Below are 17,985 nucleotides of genomic sequence, written 5' to 3'. Positions count from 1 at the left end.
ATTTTCGCAAAGATTGTTGTTTTTCGTATAGGGCTATCAACCCGTATAACTATATGATTCGTGGCATCTTTTCGTAAGGGAATTTGCGGAAATTGCCAAGAAACATAGTAAATGGCCCTAATTAATGTCCCGAAGCTACAAAGTTTACGAAAAGAGCCTATATTAATCTATCAGAAAGAAGGAAAGAACATGTTAAATAGAATGGCTGAATCTTTTTATTGGATTGGACGTTATATGGAAAGGGTGGACTTTACTACTCGATTGATCGATGTAAACTACCATTCGCATCATGTGCTTCTTGACAAAGAGAATAACCAGGAATACCTAAAGAAAAGACTTCTAGCTGCTTTCAGTGATCATCGTTTTGCCAATCAGTTAATAGAAATTCATAATCATGAGTTACTTGATTTTCTATCTTTTGAACATACATATGACAATTCCATTCTCTCTTGTTTGGGAAAAGCAAGACAAAATGTCCGAATAGTGAGAGGGCAGCTTCCAGAAAAGATATGGGATTCCATTAATTCTTTTTACCATTGGCTAAAGGCCCAGGGTGGTCAAGAAGGTAACAATCAATTGCCTTATCGTTTTTTTGAAAAAATTCATCAAAAAGTATCTCTTTTCAATGGGATTACTGATTCAACCATGCTTCGCGAAAACGAGTGGAATTTTATTCAGGCTGGTAAATTTATTGAAAGAGCAGCAAATAGTCTTCGTATTCTTCAGCTATTTTGTGATTTATTAAAAGAGGAGAGAGAATCTTATCATCCATTCATTTCTATTATAGAGAGTGCAGATGGTCTAGAGGCTTTCCGAAAACATTATTCTAATCAAATAAAGCAAGAAGAAATTTTTGAGTTTCTTGTACATAACAAAGCTTTCCCTAAGTCAGTTTTCTTTTCCTTAACCAATTTAGAAATGTATTTGAAGATCGTAGAAAATGATATTTACATAGTTAGGTACACGAAGTTAAATCGCCTTTTGACTGGAATAAAAGCGGAGTTGTCAGCTGGTTTTGATTTAAAAGAACAAACTAACCGAGACCTTCAAACCTGGTTAAATGAAATCCATGGCATGGTGAATCAGATCGGGATGGAAATTGAAAATTGCTTTTTTTATGAAGAGGGAGCTGAATTTTCGGAAAGCTCACCCCAAAAGAAGGTTGCGGCGGTATGAAACTGAAGATTTCTCATTACACTCTTTATACATATCAAGAAGCGATAGACTACAGTGTCAATGAAATTCGGCTGACCCCTCAGACGGATTCAAGGCAATTCTGTTATGAGCATTCTATTAGTGTACAACCCAATGTAGAACTTTTTTCATACGAGGATTTTTTTGTAAATAAAGTACATGCATTTTCGGTTACCCAACCTCATCAGGAGCTTTTAATCAAAGCGCATTCTATTGTGTTTACAGATGAAAAGGAACTTTATCATAGAAGGCCATTGCCTCTTTTTACTGAAAAAAAAATCATTCGAAGTATTACCTTTCAAAACCATTTTACGGAATACTTGAACGGAACTGCCTATACAAAATTATCGCCGGATCTAAGTGCTTATGCTGATAGCATGGCGGATCTGGATTCGTCTGGAGGAATCTATCTCCTTTTGAAAGATATCACAGAAAGTATATATGTTAACTTTATCTATGATCCACAAGCAACAGACGTGCATACAACGGTAGAAGAGACATTGATGTTGAAACGGGGAGTGTGCCAGGATTTTGCGCATTTGATGATAGCTGTTTGCCGTTCCCGAGGTATTCCAGCCAGATATGTAAGCGGGTATCACTTTATAGGTGATTTACAGGGTGGGAATGCGGATTATGAACAAGCTTCCCACGCATGGGTAGAAGCATACATACCGGATATGGGCTGGGTTGGATTTGATCCTACGAATAATGAAATGGTCAACTGGCGTTATGTAAAAATAGGTCATGGACGTGATTACCGGGATATTGTACCTGTAAAGGGAGTTTATACAGGAACTGCAGCGCAAACATTAACGGTTGATGTAGATGTGAAAGTTCTGGAAGATTAATTTCTAACGAAAAAACAGTGACTCTATACCTAAAGGGTTCCGTTTCCTGTCGCAAAACCCAAAAATGAAATCGAAAATGTACCCCAATTTGGTACTGTCTTTTGTATCTGTTTTTACAATTAAAAATAAAATGGCTCAGTTCACTGTACTGAGCTATTTTAATAACCGCTTTTTACCAGTTAAAAATAACGCCTCTGTTACTTCAATAAGTAATTCCCTAATTCTTCAAGAATCCCTACTCGTTAGTGGAAGTTTGATAAATAAGCGGAGAAATTTCTCTTAATTAGGAAATATCACTGAAAACAGCTTAAATAAACGGAAAGATTCCGTCTATTGACTCGAAAAGCGTGAAAATAGGTAATTTTGCTTTGCTTAACCGGAAAACCTCCGTTTATATACCCCGAACCGAGCTCTATTGTGCAAACTAACCGAAAAATCTCCGCTTATTTTAAATATCATTGGTTACTCAATTAAGGATAAGACTTCATTATAACATATATATATATATCAATTATAATGTGTTGTGTAGCATTTTTTGTGAGACAAATTGTATACCAAATTGGGGTGAAACTGTAGGGGTACAACAGCCATTGTACCCCCACATTTTGGGGTGCATTTCCCTATACAAATTTATATGAAATTTCAGCACAAATGGTTTTACCCCAATAAAAAGTGAGTGTCAATTTCATATGCAAATAGGCACTCATTTAAACCTACATGTTTAATGTTTGAGATAGGAAACGGAACCTGTTACTCTATACCAATTCATACAAGTCTTTATGTGTGGAATTTATTTTGTTTTGGTAAAAACTTCCCTCTGTAAGCAAACTAAATTATTTTCACACGAATAACTATTCATCGTGTAAAATAGGTAAAGGAGGGGTGAGCCTGATGGATTTAAAAGCGGGTTTATGGCAGCAGCAAACATTAAAGTTAGCAATGACGCAGGAACTATCACAGGCAATCGCCTTATTACAGTATTCTACGCAAGAGCTTGCTGCATTTTTAGAAGATAAGGCATTGGAAAATCCTCTGCTTAAAATTGAAAATGTTAACGTCAAACCAATGAATCCCTTGATTGATCGTAACCGCGGGAAACACCAGAAAACGGAAAAAGATTGGATTGAACAGATTGCTGACAAACCGTTTTCACTTGAGGAACACTTAATCTCTCAACTTAAGATTACTAACTTAACAGCCGTACAATTGAAAGTCATTCGGCACTTAATTAAAAACTTAGATGAAAACGGTTACTTTACGGAAGACCTTGTGGAAATTGCCCGGAAATTACGTGTCGATCATGAAATAGTGGAAGACTGTCTAGCGATTATTCAAACACTTGAGCCTTCTGGTATTGGAGCAAGAGATTTACAAGAATGTCTGCTTATGCAATGTTATTATAATAATCCTAATAATGAACTGGCCCAAACTATTCTAACCAACTATTTTGTTCCGTTTGCAGAAAAAAAGTGGAAGCCTATTGCCAAAGAATTAAGTGTAAGCTTGAAGGATTTGCAGGATGTGTTTGATGAAATTCAGAAGTTAAATCCCAAACCAGCTGCCATGCTGCAAAAGGAGCCGACCACTTATATTATTCCTGATGCCATTATTGAACAAACTAATGAGAGATTAACTGTTCGTATGTATGATGATTTTTTGCCGCGGATTCGTTTTAATGAGTCATACTATCAAAAATTTCATAATCAAAATAAGCAGGTCAGCCGTTTTTTACAGGATAAGGTTCAGGATTACCAATGGATTTTAAGAAGTATTGAACAGCGAAAAGAGACTCTTATAAAAGTAGTGATGAAGATTGTTGAAAAACAACCGGCCTTTTTTCAAAAGGGAAGCCAATATTTAGTACCCATGACGATGAAGGAAATAGCTAACGAACTTGATATTCATGAATCAACCGTTAGTCGGGCGGTTAGAGAAAAGTATGTGCAGACACCAATTGGGACCTTTCCTCTAAAAACATTTTTCACAAGTACGATTCAAACCATCTCAGACGAGGAGAGTACATCCTCTGCGCAGGTTAAAAATGAAATCAGTGCGTTAGTTGCTGGAGAAAATAAGGAGAAGCCGCTGTCAGACCAAGATATGGCAGAGCAATTAAAACAACAAAAGGGCATCCTTGTCTCACGGAGAACAGTAGCCAAGTACAGAGAACAGCTCGGTATTCCCTCATCATCTAAAAGGAAACGGTTCAATTGAAAGGATTAGAGGAAATGCATAAAATTACGTTATATACAAGGAATCGCTGTCCGCTTTGCGACAAAGCCAAAGCTGCGATTCTAGAATTGCAGGAAGAGTGGGAGTTTAAGCTAGAGGAAATTGATATTGAAACAAGTGATGAGTTAACAGAACAATATGGTTTGATGATCCCTGTGGTTTATTTGAACGATGAAGAAGTAGGTTATGGATTTGTTGACAAATTTGACATAAGTAACCGTTTGCAAGAAAAAAACCGAATCAAATGAGTTGAAATCGGTTTTCACTCCTGTTACAATGAATTTCGTAATAGGGGTGATTTTTTTTAGTGTAGGCGGGACATAATATGTCTAGGGTGGACATTTTAAGACCAACTACATATAATAAAGGAGCATGCAGTTCATGCAGTCATTTATTGATATTCAAAAAAGATTATTACCCGATCTCCTTCAAGTCCTGCAGAAACGACACACCATTTTACGTTACATAGGATACATGCAGCCAGTAGGAAGAAGGAGCTTAGCTGTCAGCCTTGGGCTTACCGAAAGAATACTTCGCAGTGAAGTAGAATTCCTCAAAGAACAAAATCTTATTACTACAAATAATGTAGGAATGAGTTTAACCTCAGAAGGGAAAAATTTACTTGAAGATTTAGAAGGTTTAATGCGTGAGCTAAAGGGTATAGACGTCATGGAACTAGAATTAAAGCACCGGCTCGGCATTAAAAAGGTGATCATCGTCCCTGGAAACAGTGACGAATCGCCGATGGTCAAAGGTGAACTCGGCAAGGCGACTGCAATTTGCATGAAAAAGCTTCTAGGCGGGAAAAATATCATCGCTGTGACTGGCGGTTCAACAATGGCTGCCGTTGCGGAAAGACTTACACCCGATTTAACCCATAAGGAATTACTATTTGTTCCTGCAAGGGGAGGGGTTGGTGAAGATGTACATAATCAGGCAAACACCATTTGCTCAAATATGGCACATAACACTGATTCCAAGCATCGCGTTTTATATGTACCAGGTCAGGTCAGTTCGAAAATTTACGAGTCACTGATCAAAGAACCTGATATTCACGAGGTTTTAACTTTAATTCAATCTGCCAGCATGGTTCTCCATGGAATTGGGGATGCTATTACAATGGCTGAACGGCGGAAAACCAATCCTGAAATTAAGAAGAAGCTTGAAGAAGGGATGGCTGTCGGCGAGGCATTTGGGTATTATTTTAACGAAGAAGGCCAAATTGTCCATAAGGTATTAACCATTGGACTACAGCTAGAAGATCTTGCGCATATTCCGGATGTCATTGCGGTGGCAGGCGGAGAATCAAAAGCGAAAGCCATCAAAGCTTATTTAAAACAAGCACCGAAATCGACGATTTTAATTACAGATGAAGGTGCAGCAAAAACGTTATTGAAAGGGTAATTCCTTTTAAAAAATATATCTTCACCTACACAAAGGAGGAAATTTATCATGACAGTAAAAGTTGGTATTAATGGATTTGGACGTATTGGTCGTAACGTATTCCGTGCGGCTTTAAACAATAGCAATGTGGAAGTTGTTGCAATCAACGACTTAACTGATGCAAAAATGCTTGCACACCTTTTAAAATATGACACTGTTCACGGAACACTTGCTGAAGAAGTAACAGTTGACGGTGAATACCTAGTAATCGGCAGCCACAAAGTAAAGGTTATCGCTGAGCGCGATCCTGCACAACTTGGCTGGGGCGACCTTGGTGTAGATGTTGTTGTTGAATCTACTGGCCGTTTCACAAAGCGTGAAGATGCTGCGAAACACCTTGAAGCAGGCGCTAAGAAAGTAATCATCTCTGCTCCAGCAGATAACGAAGATATCACTATCGTTATGGGTGTTAACCAAGACAAGTACGATCCAAATAACCACCATGTATTATCTAACGCATCATGTACAACAAACTGCTTAGCTCCATTTGCAAAAGTATTAAACGACAAGTTCGGCATCAAGCGTGGTATGATGACAACTGTTCACTCTTATACTAACGACCAACAAATCCTTGACTTACCACACAAGGACTACCGTCGTGCACGTGCAGCTGCTGAAAACATGATCCCAACTTCAACTGGTGCTGCTAAAGCTGTTGCGCTTGTATTACCTGAATTAAAAGGTAAATTAAACGGTATGGCAATGCGTGTTCCAACTCCAAACGTATCTGTAGTTGACCTTGTTGCTGAATTAGAAAAAGATGTTACTGTTGAAGAAGTTAACTCTGCATTAAAAGCAGCTGCTGAAGGCGAATTAAAAGGTATCCTTGCATACACTGAACTTCCATTAGTATCTAGCGACTATAATGGTGCAACTGTTTCTTCTACAATTGATGCTCTTTCTACAATGGTTATGGAAGGCAGCATGGTTAAAGTATTATCATGGTATGACAACGAAGTTGGTTACTCTAACCGTGTTGTAGACCTTGTTGACTACATTGCTAGCAAAGGACTTTAATCCTTAAGATTAATATAATTTAATGTTTTCCAAAGGGGAGCGGGGAAGATTCCCCCTCCTTTTTTACTTGATTGATGAACTTTCACTATTACTCGAGCGGTTGTTATACCGCTAAAAATGGAGGTCCTTTACACATGAACAAGAAAACACTTAAGGATATCGATGTAAAAGGCAAACGCGTATTTTGCCGTGTAGATTTTAACGTTCCAATGCAGGATGGCAAAATCACAGACGAAACACGTATTCGTGCAGCAGTACCAACCATTCAATACTTAATGGAACAAGGGGCAAAAGTGATCCTTGCCAGCCATTTCGGCCGTCCAAAAGGTCAAGTAGTAGAGGAAATGCGCCTTACTCCTGTAGGTGTAAGACTTTCTGAGATTCTTGGCAAAGAAGTAAAGAAAGCGGACGAAGCATATGGAGATTCTGTTAAAGCAATCATTGATACGATGAATGAAGGCGATGTTCTTCTTCTTGAAAATGTACGTTTCTATCCTGGTGAAGAAAAGAATGACCCTGAATTGGCTAAAAACTTTGCTGAACTTGCAGATGTATATGTAAATGATGCATTTGGTGCAGCTCACCGTGCACATGCTTCTACTGAAGGAATTGCTCATAATCTGCCTGCAGTAGCTGGTTTCTTGATGGAAAAAGAACTTGATGTTCTTGGCAAAGCACTTTCCAATCCAGAGCGTCCTTTTACAGCGATTGTCGGCGGTGCGAAAGTAAAGGATAAAATCGGTGTTATTGAGAACCTTCTTGAGCTTGTTGATAACCTAATCATTGGCGGCGGTTTAGCTTATACATTTGTTAAAGCTCAAGGCCATGAAGTTGGTAAATCTTTATTAGAAGCAGATAAACTTGACTTGGCGAATTCTTTCATCGAAAAGGCAAAACAAAAAGGTGTTAATTTCTACATGCCTGTTGATGTGATCGTGGCTGATGATTTCTCTGCTGATGCCAATACAAAAGCTGTTTCAATCGAAGAAATTCCAGCTGATTGGGAAGCTCTTGATATCGGACCTAAGACAAGAGAAATCTACCGTGATGTCATTCAAAAATCAAAGCTTGTGATCTGGAACGGACCAATGGGTGTATTTGAAATTGATACTTTTGCAAATGGTACAAAAGCGGTTGCTGAAGCACTAGCTGAATCACAAGATACATATTCAGTAATCGGGGGCGGAGACTCTGCAGCTGCAGTTGAAAAGTTCCATTTAGCAGACAAAATGAGCCATATCTCTACAGGCGGCGGAGCATCACTTGAGTTTATGGAAGGTAAAGCACTTCCTGGCGTTGTGGCGCTGAACGATAAATAATAATTTAACAAATATTTGCATTTTATTAACAAAAATCACGCAGATATTTACAAATTTCTTCTTTATATTAACAATATTGAGATCGATATTAACGATTTTTAGATAGATATTAACAATGGGCAATAGGAAAGGATGTGCCACCATGCGTAAACCGATCATTGCAGGAAACTGGAAAATGAATAAAACCCTTTCTGAGGCAAAGAGTTTTGCAGAGGAAGTAAAAGGGCAAGTACCTTCATCCGACACAATGGAATCTGTTATTTGTGCTCCGGCTCTATTTTTACAAAGCCTAGTGGAAGTTACAGAAGGTACGAACGTAAAAATTGGTGCTCAAAATATGCACTTTGAAGAAAGCGGAGCATTTACTGGCGAGATTAGCCCAAAAGCTTTAGCTGACCTTAATGTTCAATATGTCATTATCGGACACTCTGAACGCCGTGAAATGTTTAATGAAACAGATGAATCTGTTAACCAAAAAGCTCTTGCTGCATTTAAATATAACTTAACTCCTATCATCTGCTGCGGTGAAACGCTTGAACAGCGTGAAAATGGCGAAACCAACCAATTAGTTGGTGACCAAGTAGCCAAAGCACTTGCTGGTTTAACCGATGAGCAAGTAAAACAATCCGTTATTGCTTATGAGCCAATCTGGGCAATCGGCACTGGTAAATCTTCTACATCTTCTGATGCTAATGAAGTATGTGCTCATATCCGTCAAGTGGTTGCAGAGCAATTCTCTCAAGATGTTGCTGATGCTGTACGTATTCAGTACGGCGGAAGTGTAAAACCTGAAAACATTAAAGAATACATGGCACAGCCAGATATTGATGGTGCATTAGTAGGTGGAGCAAGCCTTGAAGCACAATCATTCTTAAAGCTACTGGAGGCAGGTCAGTATGAGTAAATCTCCAGTTGCGCTGATCATCCTTGATGGTTTTGGATGCAGAGGCGAAACAAAAGGAAATGCGGTTGCACATGCGAAAAAGCCAAACTTTGACCGCTTTTGGGACACTTACCCTCATTCCCATTTAACAGCATCTGGTGAGGCAGTTGGTCTTCCGGAAGGACAAATGGGAAACTCAGAGGTTGGCCACTTAAATATCGGTGCCGGCCGAATTGTGTACCAAAGTTTAACACGTGTAAATATTGCTATTCGTGAAGGGGAATTTGAAAAAAATGAAACCTTTACAGGCGCAATGGAACATGTGAAAAAGAATGGCACTGCACTTCACTTATTTGGTTTACTATCAGATGGCGGTGTACACAGCCACATCAATCATATGTTTGCTCTTTTAAAGCTTGCTAAAGAAGAAGGCGTGGAAAAGGTTTATGTACATGCATTCTTAGATGGCCGTGACGTTGGTCCAAAAACGGCTGAAAAATATATTCAGCAAACATTGGACAAAATGAAGGAGTATGGCGTTGGCGAATTCGCTACGATTTCCGGACGCTATTATTCCATGGACCGTGACAAGCGCTGGGAGCGTGTGGAAAAATCATACCGCTCGATGGTTTACGGTGAAGGTCCTGCCTACACTAATCCATTAGACGTTGTGAAGGATTCTTACGAACACGGAATTTTTGATGAGTTCGTCATTCCATCCGTCATCACAAAAGAAGATGGACAGCCTGTGGCTACGATTCAAGACAATGATGCCGTTATTTTCTATAACTTCCGTCCTGACCGTGCCATCCAGATCTCTAACACATTCACAAATGAAGATTTCCGTGCTTTTGACCGCGGACCAAAGCATCCAAAAGATTTATTCTTTGTTTGCTTAACACACTTCAGTGAATCAGTTGATGGTTATGTGGCATTCAAGCCATCTAACTTGGATAACACTTTAGGTGAAGTCCTTTCACAAAATAATTTAAAACAGCTTCGAATTGCCGAAACGGAAAAGTATCCGCATGTTACCTTCTTTATGAGCGGCGGCCGGGAGGAAAAATTCCCTGGGGAAGAACGGATCTTAATCAATTCTCCAAAGGTTGCAACTTATGACCTTAAACCGGAAATGAGTGCGTATGAAGTAACCGATGCATTACTCAATGAAATCCAAAATGATAAGTTTGATGCCATCCTGTTAAACTTTGCGAACCCAGATATGGTTGGACACTCAGGAATGCTCGAACCTACTGTTAAAGCGATTGAAACGGTTGATGAATGTTTAGGTAAAATTGTTGATTTAATCCTTGAAAAAGGCGGAACAGCAATTATTACAGCTGACCATGGGAATGCCGACGAAGTGGTAACACTAGAAGGCGAGCCAATGACAGCCCACACAACTAACCCGGTACCTGTGATTGTAACAAAGCAGGGTGTTGAACTTCGTGAAGGCGGAATTCTTGGCGATTTAGCACCAACTATGTTAGATTTATTAAATGTGGATAAACCAACTGAAATGACTGGAACATCATTAATCAAAAAATAATTACATTATTTAAGGAGAGAAATTACATGCCATATATTTTAGATGTATACGCTCGTGAAGTATTAGATTCCCGCGGTAACCCTACAATCGAAGTAGAAGTAACTACTGATTCTGGTGCATTTGGCCGTGCTTTAGTTCCAAGTGGAGCTTCAACTGGTGAATACGAAGCAGTTGAACTTCGTGATGGCGACAAAGAACGTTACCTTGGTAAAGGTGTTCTTAAAGCTGTTGAGAATGTTAACACAATCATTGCTCCACACTTAGTTCAAGAAGAATTAAGCGTTCTTGATCAAGTGGCTGTTGACCGCGCTTTGATCGAATTAGACGGAACTGAAAACAAAGGTAAATTAGGTGCTAACGCAATCCTTGGTGTATCTCTTGCTGTAGCTCGTGCTGCTGCTGACTACCTAGGTGTACCTTTATACCAATACCTTGGCGGTGTCAACGCGAAGCAGCTTCCTGTTCCAATGATGAACATCGTTAACGGCGGAGAGCACGCTGATAACAACGTGGATATTCAAGAATTCATGATCATGCCAGTTGGTGCTCCTAACTTCAAAGAAGCACTTCGCATGGGCGCAGAAATCTTCCATACATTACGTTCTGTATTAAAAGGCAAAGGCCTAAACACTGCTGTTGGTGACGAAGGCGGATTTGCTCCAAACTTAGGATCAAACGAAGAAGCACTTCAAACCATCGTAGAAGCTATCGAAAAAGCTGGCTACAAGCCTGGTGAAGAAGTATTCCTAGCTATGGACGCTGCATCTTCTGAGTTCTACAACAAAGAAGACGGTAAATACCATCTTGCTGGTGAAGGTGTTGTTAAAACATCTGCAGAAATGGTTGACTGGTATGAAGAGCTTTCTTCTAAATACCCAATCATCTCTATCGAAGACGGTTTAGATGAAAACGACTGGGAAGGCCACAAGCTTTTAACTGAGCGTCTTGGCAAAAAAGTTCAATTAGTTGGTGACGACTTATTTGTAACTAACACTAAGAAGCTTGCTGAGGGTATTGAAAAATCAATCGGCAACTCAATCCTAATCAAAGTTAACCAAATCGGTACTCTTACAGAAACTTTTGATGCGATCGAAATGGCTAAACGCGCAGGCTACACCGCTGTTATCTCTCACCGTTCTGGTGAAACAGAAGACAGCACAATCGCTGATATCGCGGTTGCTACAAATGCTGGTCAAATCAAGACTGGTGCGCCATCACGTACTGACCGTGTAGCAAAATACAACCAATTACTTCGCATCGAAGATCAATTGGCTGAAACTGCTCAATACAATGGTCTTAAATCTTTCTATAACTTAAAGAAATAATTTTTTAAACCTCCGGGAAGTGGGTGATATCCACGAATCCCGGGGGTTTTTTTTGTCTACTTCTCTGGACATTGTGTCAGAAATTTGACAACTATTCGAAAAAATAGTGTACACTTGTAGTAGGTTGTTACATTTTGGGGGAGGTTTACAGATGATCGTCAATTACAGAAAAGATGATAAACAGATCCAAAATCTAAATAGTACTGACCCTGTCTGGAAATGGATGACCACCAATCCGTATACGGTCCTGCCAAACCAGACATTAAGAGAGGCGGTCACCATTCTTCAGACTTACCGAATAGACGGTTTGCCGGTTGTGAATGAACTCAATAGAGTAGTAGGTTTAATTACCAGAACAAGATTGATGTCTTGTTTTTTGGAAGGGCTTTCACCTGATAGTCCGATTTCCAATGTAATGACGAAATCAGTAGTGACCATTGAACAAAACGAAACGATAACAAAAGCCTATGAGCTGCCGGTAGGACGACTCCCTGTTGTGGATGTGAACGGCCGTCTTGTCGGCGTACTAACACGGACCGATATCCTGCATTCTTATGCCAAACATATCGGTCAGCTTCAACAAACACTACATATCGCTGAAACCTTAAGTACCATATTGGAAAGTGCTTATGAAGGAATTGTTGTAATCGATGCAAATGGCTATATAAGTGAATTTAATCATGCCTATAGCCGTTTTATTGGAAAAAAACGTGAAGAGGTGCTTGGGCAGCATGTAACCCAAATTATTGAAAATACCCGGCTGCACGTTGTGATCCAAACGGGTGTGGCTGAAAAAGGCTACATCCAACGCATTCAAGGGCAGGATATGGTTGTACACCGTATCCCTATTTGGAGAGAAAGGAAAGTGGTTGGGGCGATTGGAATGATTATTTTTCATGGGGTGACAGAACTTTACGATATCCTTGGAAGGATGCAGGAATTATCCCGTCAAGTTTCGGAGAATGCCGAATTATCGAACATCCTATATAAAGAAATGGATAGCTTTGACCAAATTATTGGTCAAAGTTCACAAATTCAAGCCGTCAAACGAATAGCCCGTAAGGTGGCCAGAACTCCCTCAACCGTCCTAATTACCGGAGAAAGCGGGACAGGGAAGGAAATGTTTGCTACCGCTATTCACGAATTAAGTCCCTATGCAGAAGGTCCATTTATCAGTGTCAATTGTGCTGCTATTCCGGAGCATTTACTTGAGGCAGAATTATTTGGCTATGAGGAAGGGGCCTTTACCGGTGCGAAAAAAGGAGGGAAACCCGGTAAGTTTGAACTCGCTCATAAAGGGACAATCTTCCTTGATGAGATTGGGGATATGCCTTTATTTATGCAGAGTAAAATCCTTCGTGTTCTCCAGGAACGAGAGGTAGAACGTGTCGGCGGGATTGCCAAACACAAAATTGATGTTAGAATTGTCGCTGCGACCAATCAACATTTGGAGGAAATGGTGGCTGAGGGTAAATTCCGAGAGGATCTGTACTATCGATTAAACATCATCCGTCTTGAAATTCCTCCCTTAAGGGAACGGCAAGAAGATATTCCGGAGTTGTTAAATCAGTATCTCCATCAGTTTTCTGATCGGTTCGGCTTTGAACAGAAGACATTCTCAAGGGAGGCCATGGCTGCATTGGTACACTATCCTTGGCCGGGGAATGTAAGGGAGCTTGTCAATACCGTTGAAATGCTGGTCAGTTTATCAGAAACGGTCATTATATCAGAACTGGAGTTACCACCAAAGATTAGGACCAGCCGTTTAGCAGGTATAGTATCATCCCCAGATCCTATTAAGGAGAAAGGACTTTTAACAGATATTAAGGATTCCGTTTGGGTAAGGGAAAAAGAGATCATTATTCAAGCTCTCCTTGAAACAAAAGGCAATAAAGCTGCTGCAGCGAGAAAGTTGGGCATTCAACGCTCGACATTATATGAAAAAATAAAGAAATATGATATTCGTCCATAAGTGTATGTATTGACCGACATATTTCGGACACATGTGTATGGAAAAACGGACAGTTAGATATCTGAATTTTAGTTATATTCACCTTTTTTAGTTTGGCACGCTTCTTGCATATTTATCTATGTGTAAACAAAGGAGGGAATATAAATGAAAGGGTTTTCAGAATTTCGAATGCCTCAAGCTATTTTTTATGGTAATGAATCGCTAACAAAGCTGGGAGAACAAGCATCTCATTTTGGAAAAAAAGCGTTGATTATCAGCGATAAAATTATGAATCAAATCGGCAATGTGGAAAAATGCCGGTATTATCTTGAAGATGCCGGTTTGACAACCGTTTCCTATTTGGAAGTAAATTCAGAACCAACAGACCTGCATGTGTCGGAAGCTTTAGCAGCTTTCCATGAGAATCAATGTGAGTTAATTGTCACAATTGGAGGAGGCAGCTGTATCGATGCAGCTAAGGCTGTCGCTGTACTAGCAACAAACGGCGGTTATATTGGTGATTATATGGGCGGGAGAAAACCGCTCGCTTGTAAACCTATTCCGCTAATTGCCATACCAACGACTGCTGGGACGGGGTCAGAAGTCACCAGTGTAACGGTTATTACGAATACAAAAGATGACATAAAAATGATGATTAAAGATCCGGCCTTCATTCCGGCGGTCGCGATTGTCGATCCAGTCTTGACTTACTCCTCACCGCAGCATGTTACCGCTGCAACAGGTGTTGATGCCTTATGTCATGCGATGGAAGCCTATATTTCTAGGGTCGCTCAGCCAATGACCGATCAACTCGCCTTATCAGCGATTGAGTTAATCGTTAACAATCTTCGAACCGCCTACCAAAATGGTGAAGATCAAGAGGCGAGGGAAAAAATGGCTTTAGCCTCCATGCAGGCAGGACTTGCTTTTACGAATGCATCGGTTACCCTTGTGCACGGAATGTCCCGGCCGATCGGAGCATTATTTCATGTACCGCATGGAATATCGAATGCCATGCTCCTGCCAGCTGTGTTGGAGTACACGAAAGAAAGCGCTGTCGAACGGTTAGCAGTGATCGGCAGGTTATTACGTCCAGATTTAATTGGATTATCGCCTGAGGAACTGGCAGACGTTACCGTGAATGAAGTGAAAAAGCTTTGCTGTGATTTAAACATACCAAATATGAAAGATTACGGATTAAACCAGGAAAAATTCAATGAAGTTGTGGCCAAGATGGCAACAGATGCATTGGCAAGCGGAAGTCCGGGGAATAATCCGCGTGTCCCGAGTCATGAAGAGATCATTGAACTTTATCATATTTGCTTTGACTATGACTTTACTGTACTTGAAAAGGTTATCCATTAATAGATAAGAGAGGGGATAGGAACATGTCTGTATTAACCGAAACGAAAATCCTGAAAAACTTTATTGGCGGGGAATGGGTTGCTTCCTCATCAGAAAAAATGGAGGCGGTTCCAAATCCGGCTACGGGTGAACTATTAGCGTATGTACCGATTAGCAGCCGTGAAGACCTGGATAGGGCAGCTGCCGTTGCCAAAGAAGCCTACCGGTCTTGGAAAAATACCGCTGTTCCAAAACGGGCCCGAATTCTATTTCGTTACCAACAGCTGCTGGTTGAGCACTGGGATGAACTTGCCCGGCTTATTACAGTTGAGAATGGCAAAAGCTTTGCTGAGGCCTATGGTGAGGTACAGCGGGGAATTGAATGTGTTGAATTTGCTGCCGGTGCCCCAACTTTAATGATGGGGAATCAACTGCCTGATATCGCTACCGGAATAGAATCAGGGATGTACCGTTACCCAATCGGGGTTGTTGGCGGTATTACCCCATTTAATTTTCCAATGATGGTCCCTTGTTGGATGTTCCCGCTGGCGATTGCCTGTGGAAATACCTTTATCTTAAAACCATCTGAACGGACACCTATCTTAGCAAACCGTTTAGCAGAATTGTTCAAGGAAGCTGGTCTGCCTGACGGTGTGTTAAATATTGTTCATGGTGCACATGACGTAGTTAATGGAATTTTAGAGAACCAAGATATTAAGGCTGTCTCTTTCGTTGGCTCTCAGCCGGTAGCTGAATACGTTTATAAAACAGCAGCGGCAAACGGTAAGCGTGTTCAGGCACTAGCCGGAGCAAAAAATCATTCAATCGTTCTTCCGGATGCTGATCTTGATATTGCTGTCACAAACATTATGGGTGCTGCCTTTGGGTCTGCAGGTGAACGCTGCATGGCATGTGCCGTGGTGGTTGCCGTCGGAGATATTGCTGATGAATTAGTGGCCCGGCTTGTTAAAGAAGCAGAGGAAATGAAAATTGGAAATGGCCTTGAAGAAGGGGTTTTCTTAGGACCAGTGATTCGAGATTCACATAAGGAAAGAACCGTTAAATATATTGAAATTGGTGAAACCGAAGGGGCATTGCTCATTCGCGATGGACGAAAGGATGCAGCAGCCAGTGGCGAGGGCTATTTTGTCGGACCTACTATTTTTGATAAGGTCACAACAGACATGAAGATTTGGCAGGATGAAATCTTTGCACCTGTTTTATCCATTGTTCGCGTCGAAAATTTAACAGAAGCGATTGAACTCACGAATCAATCCGAATTTGCTAACGGGGCCTGCCTGTTTACAGACAGTGCAAAAGCCGTTAGACAGTTCCGCGAGGATATTGATGCTGGCATGTTAGGGGTAAACATGGGAGTTCCCGCACCAATGGCTTTCTTCCCATTCTCCGGTTATAAAAAATCCTTCTATGGTGATTTGCATGCCAATGGCCGGGATGGTGTCGAATTCTATACTCGTAAAAAAATGCTGACAGCTCGTTATTAATAGTATAAGAGTTTATTAAGCCCGGGGCAGATTCTTCCCCGGCAGCCAGACATTATTTATGAACAAAGGGGAGAGCGAACATGGCAAGATATTTGAAAACTGGTAAAACCAAAGAAGAACTGGCCGTTCAAGCAGCACAGGTGACAGAGACAGTTAAAAACATTCTCGTTGATATTGAAACCAATGGTGATTCTGCGGTTCGAGCTTACTCGGCTAAGTTTGACAAATGGTCACCGCAAAGCTTTAGGCTTTCAAAAGAAGAGGTCGAAGAGATTATTAAAAGGGTTCCTGAGGAAACCATTGAAGATATTAAATTTGCTCAGGCTCAAATCCGTAACTTTGCGGAAGCGCAGAAATCGGCTTTAAAAGATATCGAGGTAGAAACCATTCCAGGTGTTGTCTTAGGCCATAAGAATATCCCGGTAAATAGTGTTGGCTGCTATATTCCTGGCGGGAGATACCCAATGGTTGCTTCGGCCCATATGAGTGTATTAACCGCAAAAGTAGCTGGAGTGAAACGGGTAATTGCCTGTACTCCTCCGATTAATGGGGAAATACCGGCTGCTACCATTGCAGCCATGGCACTTGCCGGTGCAGATGAGATTTATTTACTTGGCGGTGTACAGGCGATGGCGGCTATGGCGATTGGAACTGAATCCATTTCGCCGGTTGATATGCTAGTCGGCCCTGGAAATGCCTTTGTGGCTGAAGCAAAACGCCAGCTGTTCGGCCGTGTGGGAATTGACCTGCTTGCCGGTCCAACAGAAGTATTAGTGATTGCCGATGAAACATCTGATGCGGAAATTGTTGCGACTGATCTTCTTGGGCAGGCGGAACATGGGCCAACTTCTCCTGCTGCCTTAATTACTACATCAGAAAAGCTTGCAAATGAAACCATTTTAGAAATTGAGAGACAGCTGCAAACTCTTGAAACGGCAGAAGTAGCAAGAGCAGCTTGGCAGGAGTACGGCAAAATAATTCTCGTTGACAACCTGGATGAAGCCGTCGCTGAGGCTGACAAGCTAGCCTATGAGCACGTAGAAGTACTGACTGAAAATCCACGCTACTTTTTAGAAAATATGACCAATTATGGTGCTTTGTTCTTAGGACCTGAAACAAATGTCGCCTATGGAGATAAGGTAATCGGTACTAACCATACCTTGCCAACAAAGGGAGCTGCCCGATATACTGGCGGTTTATGGGTAGGGAAATTCTTAAAAACCTGTACATACCAAGAGGTGAAAACGCCAGAAGCAAGTGCGCTTATTGGGGAATATGCAGAACGTCTTTGTCATTTAGAAAACTTTGCCGGCCATCGTGAACAGGCCTTGCTAAGAGTCCGCCGTTATAAAAAAGAGACAGTTCATAACTAACC

14 protein-coding genes are annotated in these 17,985 nt (G+C 40.9%); all 14 read left to right on the top strand.

Going from position 1 to position 17,985, the window contains the following annotated elements; genetic code table 11:
* Positions 1 to 189: 189 nt before the first annotated feature.
* On the top strand, positions 190 to 1,176 hold the full coding sequence (locus CVD27_RS06745; RefSeq protein WP_180960187.1) for an alpha-E domain-containing protein: 987 nt from the start codon (positions 190 to 192) through the stop codon (positions 1,174 to 1,176).
* Positions 1,173 to 2,042 carry a transglutaminase family protein gene (locus CVD27_RS06740; protein ID WP_101647127.1) on the top strand — a complete coding sequence of 290 codons (870 nt, stop codon included), beginning with the start codon at positions 1,173 to 1,175 and terminating at the stop codon, positions 2,040 to 2,042. The genes CVD27_RS06745 and CVD27_RS06740 overlap by 4 nt, the downstream gene beginning before the upstream one ends.
* Positions 2,043 to 2,933: 891 nt before the next feature.
* On the top strand, positions 2,934 to 4,256 hold the full coding sequence (gene rpoN, locus CVD27_RS06735) for an RNA polymerase factor sigma-54 (RefSeq protein WP_101647126.1): 1,323 nt from the start codon (positions 2,934 to 2,936) through the stop codon (positions 4,254 to 4,256).
* A 14-nt stretch (positions 4,257 to 4,270) separates the two neighbouring features.
* Positions 4,271 to 4,522 (top strand): glutaredoxin family protein, encoded by a 252-nt coding sequence (locus tag CVD27_RS06730; protein WP_101647166.1) that lies wholly within the window; start codon positions 4,271 to 4,273, stop codon positions 4,520 to 4,522.
* A gap of 133 nt (positions 4,523 to 4,655) precedes the next feature.
* Positions 4,656 to 5,678: a sugar-binding transcriptional regulator gene (locus CVD27_RS06725; RefSeq protein WP_101647125.1), complete on the top strand. Its 1,023-nt coding sequence runs from the start codon at positions 4,656 to 4,658 to the stop codon at positions 5,676 to 5,678.
* Between the two features lie 48 nt (positions 5,679 to 5,726).
* Positions 5,727 to 6,734, top strand: a complete 1,008-nt coding sequence (gap, locus tag CVD27_RS06720) for a type I glyceraldehyde-3-phosphate dehydrogenase (protein WP_101647124.1) — start codon at positions 5,727 to 5,729, stop codon at positions 6,732 to 6,734.
* A gap of 134 nt (positions 6,735 to 6,868) precedes the next feature.
* Positions 6,869 to 8,053: a phosphoglycerate kinase gene (locus tag CVD27_RS06715; RefSeq protein WP_101647123.1), complete on the top strand. Its 1,185-nt coding sequence runs from the start codon at positions 6,869 to 6,871 to the stop codon at positions 8,051 to 8,053.
* Positions 8,054 to 8,195: 142 nt separating this feature from the next.
* Positions 8,196 to 8,957 carry a triose-phosphate isomerase gene (tpiA, locus tag CVD27_RS06710; protein ID WP_101647122.1) on the top strand — a complete coding sequence of 254 codons (762 nt, stop codon included), beginning with the start codon at positions 8,196 to 8,198 and terminating at the stop codon, positions 8,955 to 8,957.
* A complete protein-coding gene (gene gpmI / locus CVD27_RS06705) occupies positions 8,950 to 10,485 on the top strand; it encodes a 2,3-bisphosphoglycerate-independent phosphoglycerate mutase (RefSeq protein WP_101647121.1) in 1,536 nt (511 codons plus the stop codon). Before tpiA ends, gpmI begins: the two co-directional genes overlap by 8 nt.
* Before the next feature lie 26 nt (positions 10,486 to 10,511).
* Positions 10,512 to 11,810 carry a phosphopyruvate hydratase gene (eno, locus tag CVD27_RS06700; protein ID WP_101647120.1) on the top strand — a complete coding sequence of 433 codons (1,299 nt, stop codon included), beginning with the start codon at positions 10,512 to 10,514 and terminating at the stop codon, positions 11,808 to 11,810.
* Positions 11,811 to 11,961: 151 nt separating this feature from the next.
* The gene (locus tag CVD27_RS06695; RefSeq protein WP_101647119.1) at positions 11,962 to 13,782 is read left to right on the top strand and encodes a sigma-54-dependent Fis family transcriptional regulator; all 1,821 of its coding nucleotides are present in this window, start codon (positions 11,962 to 11,964) and stop codon (positions 13,780 to 13,782) included.
* A gap of 144 nt (positions 13,783 to 13,926) precedes the next feature.
* Positions 13,927 to 15,126 carry an iron-containing alcohol dehydrogenase gene (locus CVD27_RS06690; protein WP_101647118.1) on the top strand — a complete coding sequence of 400 codons (1,200 nt, stop codon included), beginning with the start codon at positions 13,927 to 13,929 and terminating at the stop codon, positions 15,124 to 15,126.
* A gap of 23 nt (positions 15,127 to 15,149) precedes the next feature.
* Positions 15,150 to 16,610 (top strand): CoA-acylating methylmalonate-semialdehyde dehydrogenase, encoded by a 1,461-nt coding sequence (locus CVD27_RS06685; RefSeq protein ID WP_101647117.1) that lies wholly within the window; start codon positions 15,150 to 15,152, stop codon positions 16,608 to 16,610.
* Between the two features lie 80 nt (positions 16,611 to 16,690).
* Positions 16,691 to 17,983 (top strand): histidinol dehydrogenase, encoded by a 1,293-nt coding sequence (hisD, locus tag CVD27_RS06680; RefSeq protein WP_101647116.1) that lies wholly within the window; start codon positions 16,691 to 16,693, stop codon positions 17,981 to 17,983.
* The last annotated feature ends 2 nt before the right edge of the window (positions 17,984 to 17,985 follow it).

Source organism: Neobacillus cucumis, from assembly GCF_002860255.1.
Taxonomy (GTDB): Bacteria; Bacillota; Bacilli; order Bacillales; family Cytobacillaceae; genus Neobacillus; species Neobacillus cucumis_A.
Note: the sequence above shows the minus strand (reverse complement) of the source record. Positions and strands in the feature narration are given on the sequence as shown.

What these genes read in the sequence shown, in the direction of transcription:
- tpiA (WP_101647122.1), top strand. Translation starts at nt 8,196, where the DNA reads ATGCGTAAACCGATCATTGCAGGAAACTGGAAAATGAATAAAACCCTT.
- rpoN (WP_101647126.1), top strand. Translation starts at nt 2,934, where the DNA reads ATGGATTTAAAAGCGGGTTTATGGCAGCAGCAAACATTAAAGTTAGCA.
- eno (WP_101647120.1), top strand. Translation starts at nt 10,512, where the DNA reads ATGCCATATATTTTAGATGTATACGCTCGTGAAGTATTAGATTCCCGC.
- CVD27_RS06715 (WP_101647123.1), top strand. Translation starts at nt 6,869, where the DNA reads ATGAACAAGAAAACACTTAAGGATATCGATGTAAAAGGCAAACGCGTA.
- CVD27_RS06725 (WP_101647125.1), top strand. Translation starts at nt 4,656, where the DNA reads ATGCAGTCATTTATTGATATTCAAAAAAGATTATTACCCGATCTCCTT.
- CVD27_RS06685 (WP_101647117.1), top strand. Translation starts at nt 15,150, where the DNA reads ATGTCTGTATTAACCGAAACGAAAATCCTGAAAAACTTTATTGGCGGG.
- CVD27_RS06695 (WP_101647119.1), top strand. Translation starts at nt 11,962, where the DNA reads ATGATCGTCAATTACAGAAAAGATGATAAACAGATCCAAAATCTAAAT.
- gpmI (WP_101647121.1), top strand. Translation starts at nt 8,950, where the DNA reads ATGAGTAAATCTCCAGTTGCGCTGATCATCCTTGATGGTTTTGGATGC.
- CVD27_RS06740 (WP_101647127.1), top strand. Translation starts at nt 1,173, where the DNA reads ATGAAACTGAAGATTTCTCATTACACTCTTTATACATATCAAGAAGCG.
- gap (WP_101647124.1), top strand. Translation starts at nt 5,727, where the DNA reads ATGACAGTAAAAGTTGGTATTAATGGATTTGGACGTATTGGTCGTAAC.
- CVD27_RS06745 (WP_180960187.1), top strand. Translation starts at nt 190, where the DNA reads ATGTTAAATAGAATGGCTGAATCTTTTTATTGGATTGGACGTTATATG.
- hisD (WP_101647116.1), top strand. Translation starts at nt 16,691, where the DNA reads ATGGCAAGATATTTGAAAACTGGTAAAACCAAAGAAGAACTGGCCGTT.
- CVD27_RS06730 (WP_101647166.1), top strand. Translation starts at nt 4,271, where the DNA reads ATGCATAAAATTACGTTATATACAAGGAATCGCTGTCCGCTTTGCGAC.
- CVD27_RS06690 (WP_101647118.1), top strand. Translation starts at nt 13,927, where the DNA reads ATGAAAGGGTTTTCAGAATTTCGAATGCCTCAAGCTATTTTTTATGGT.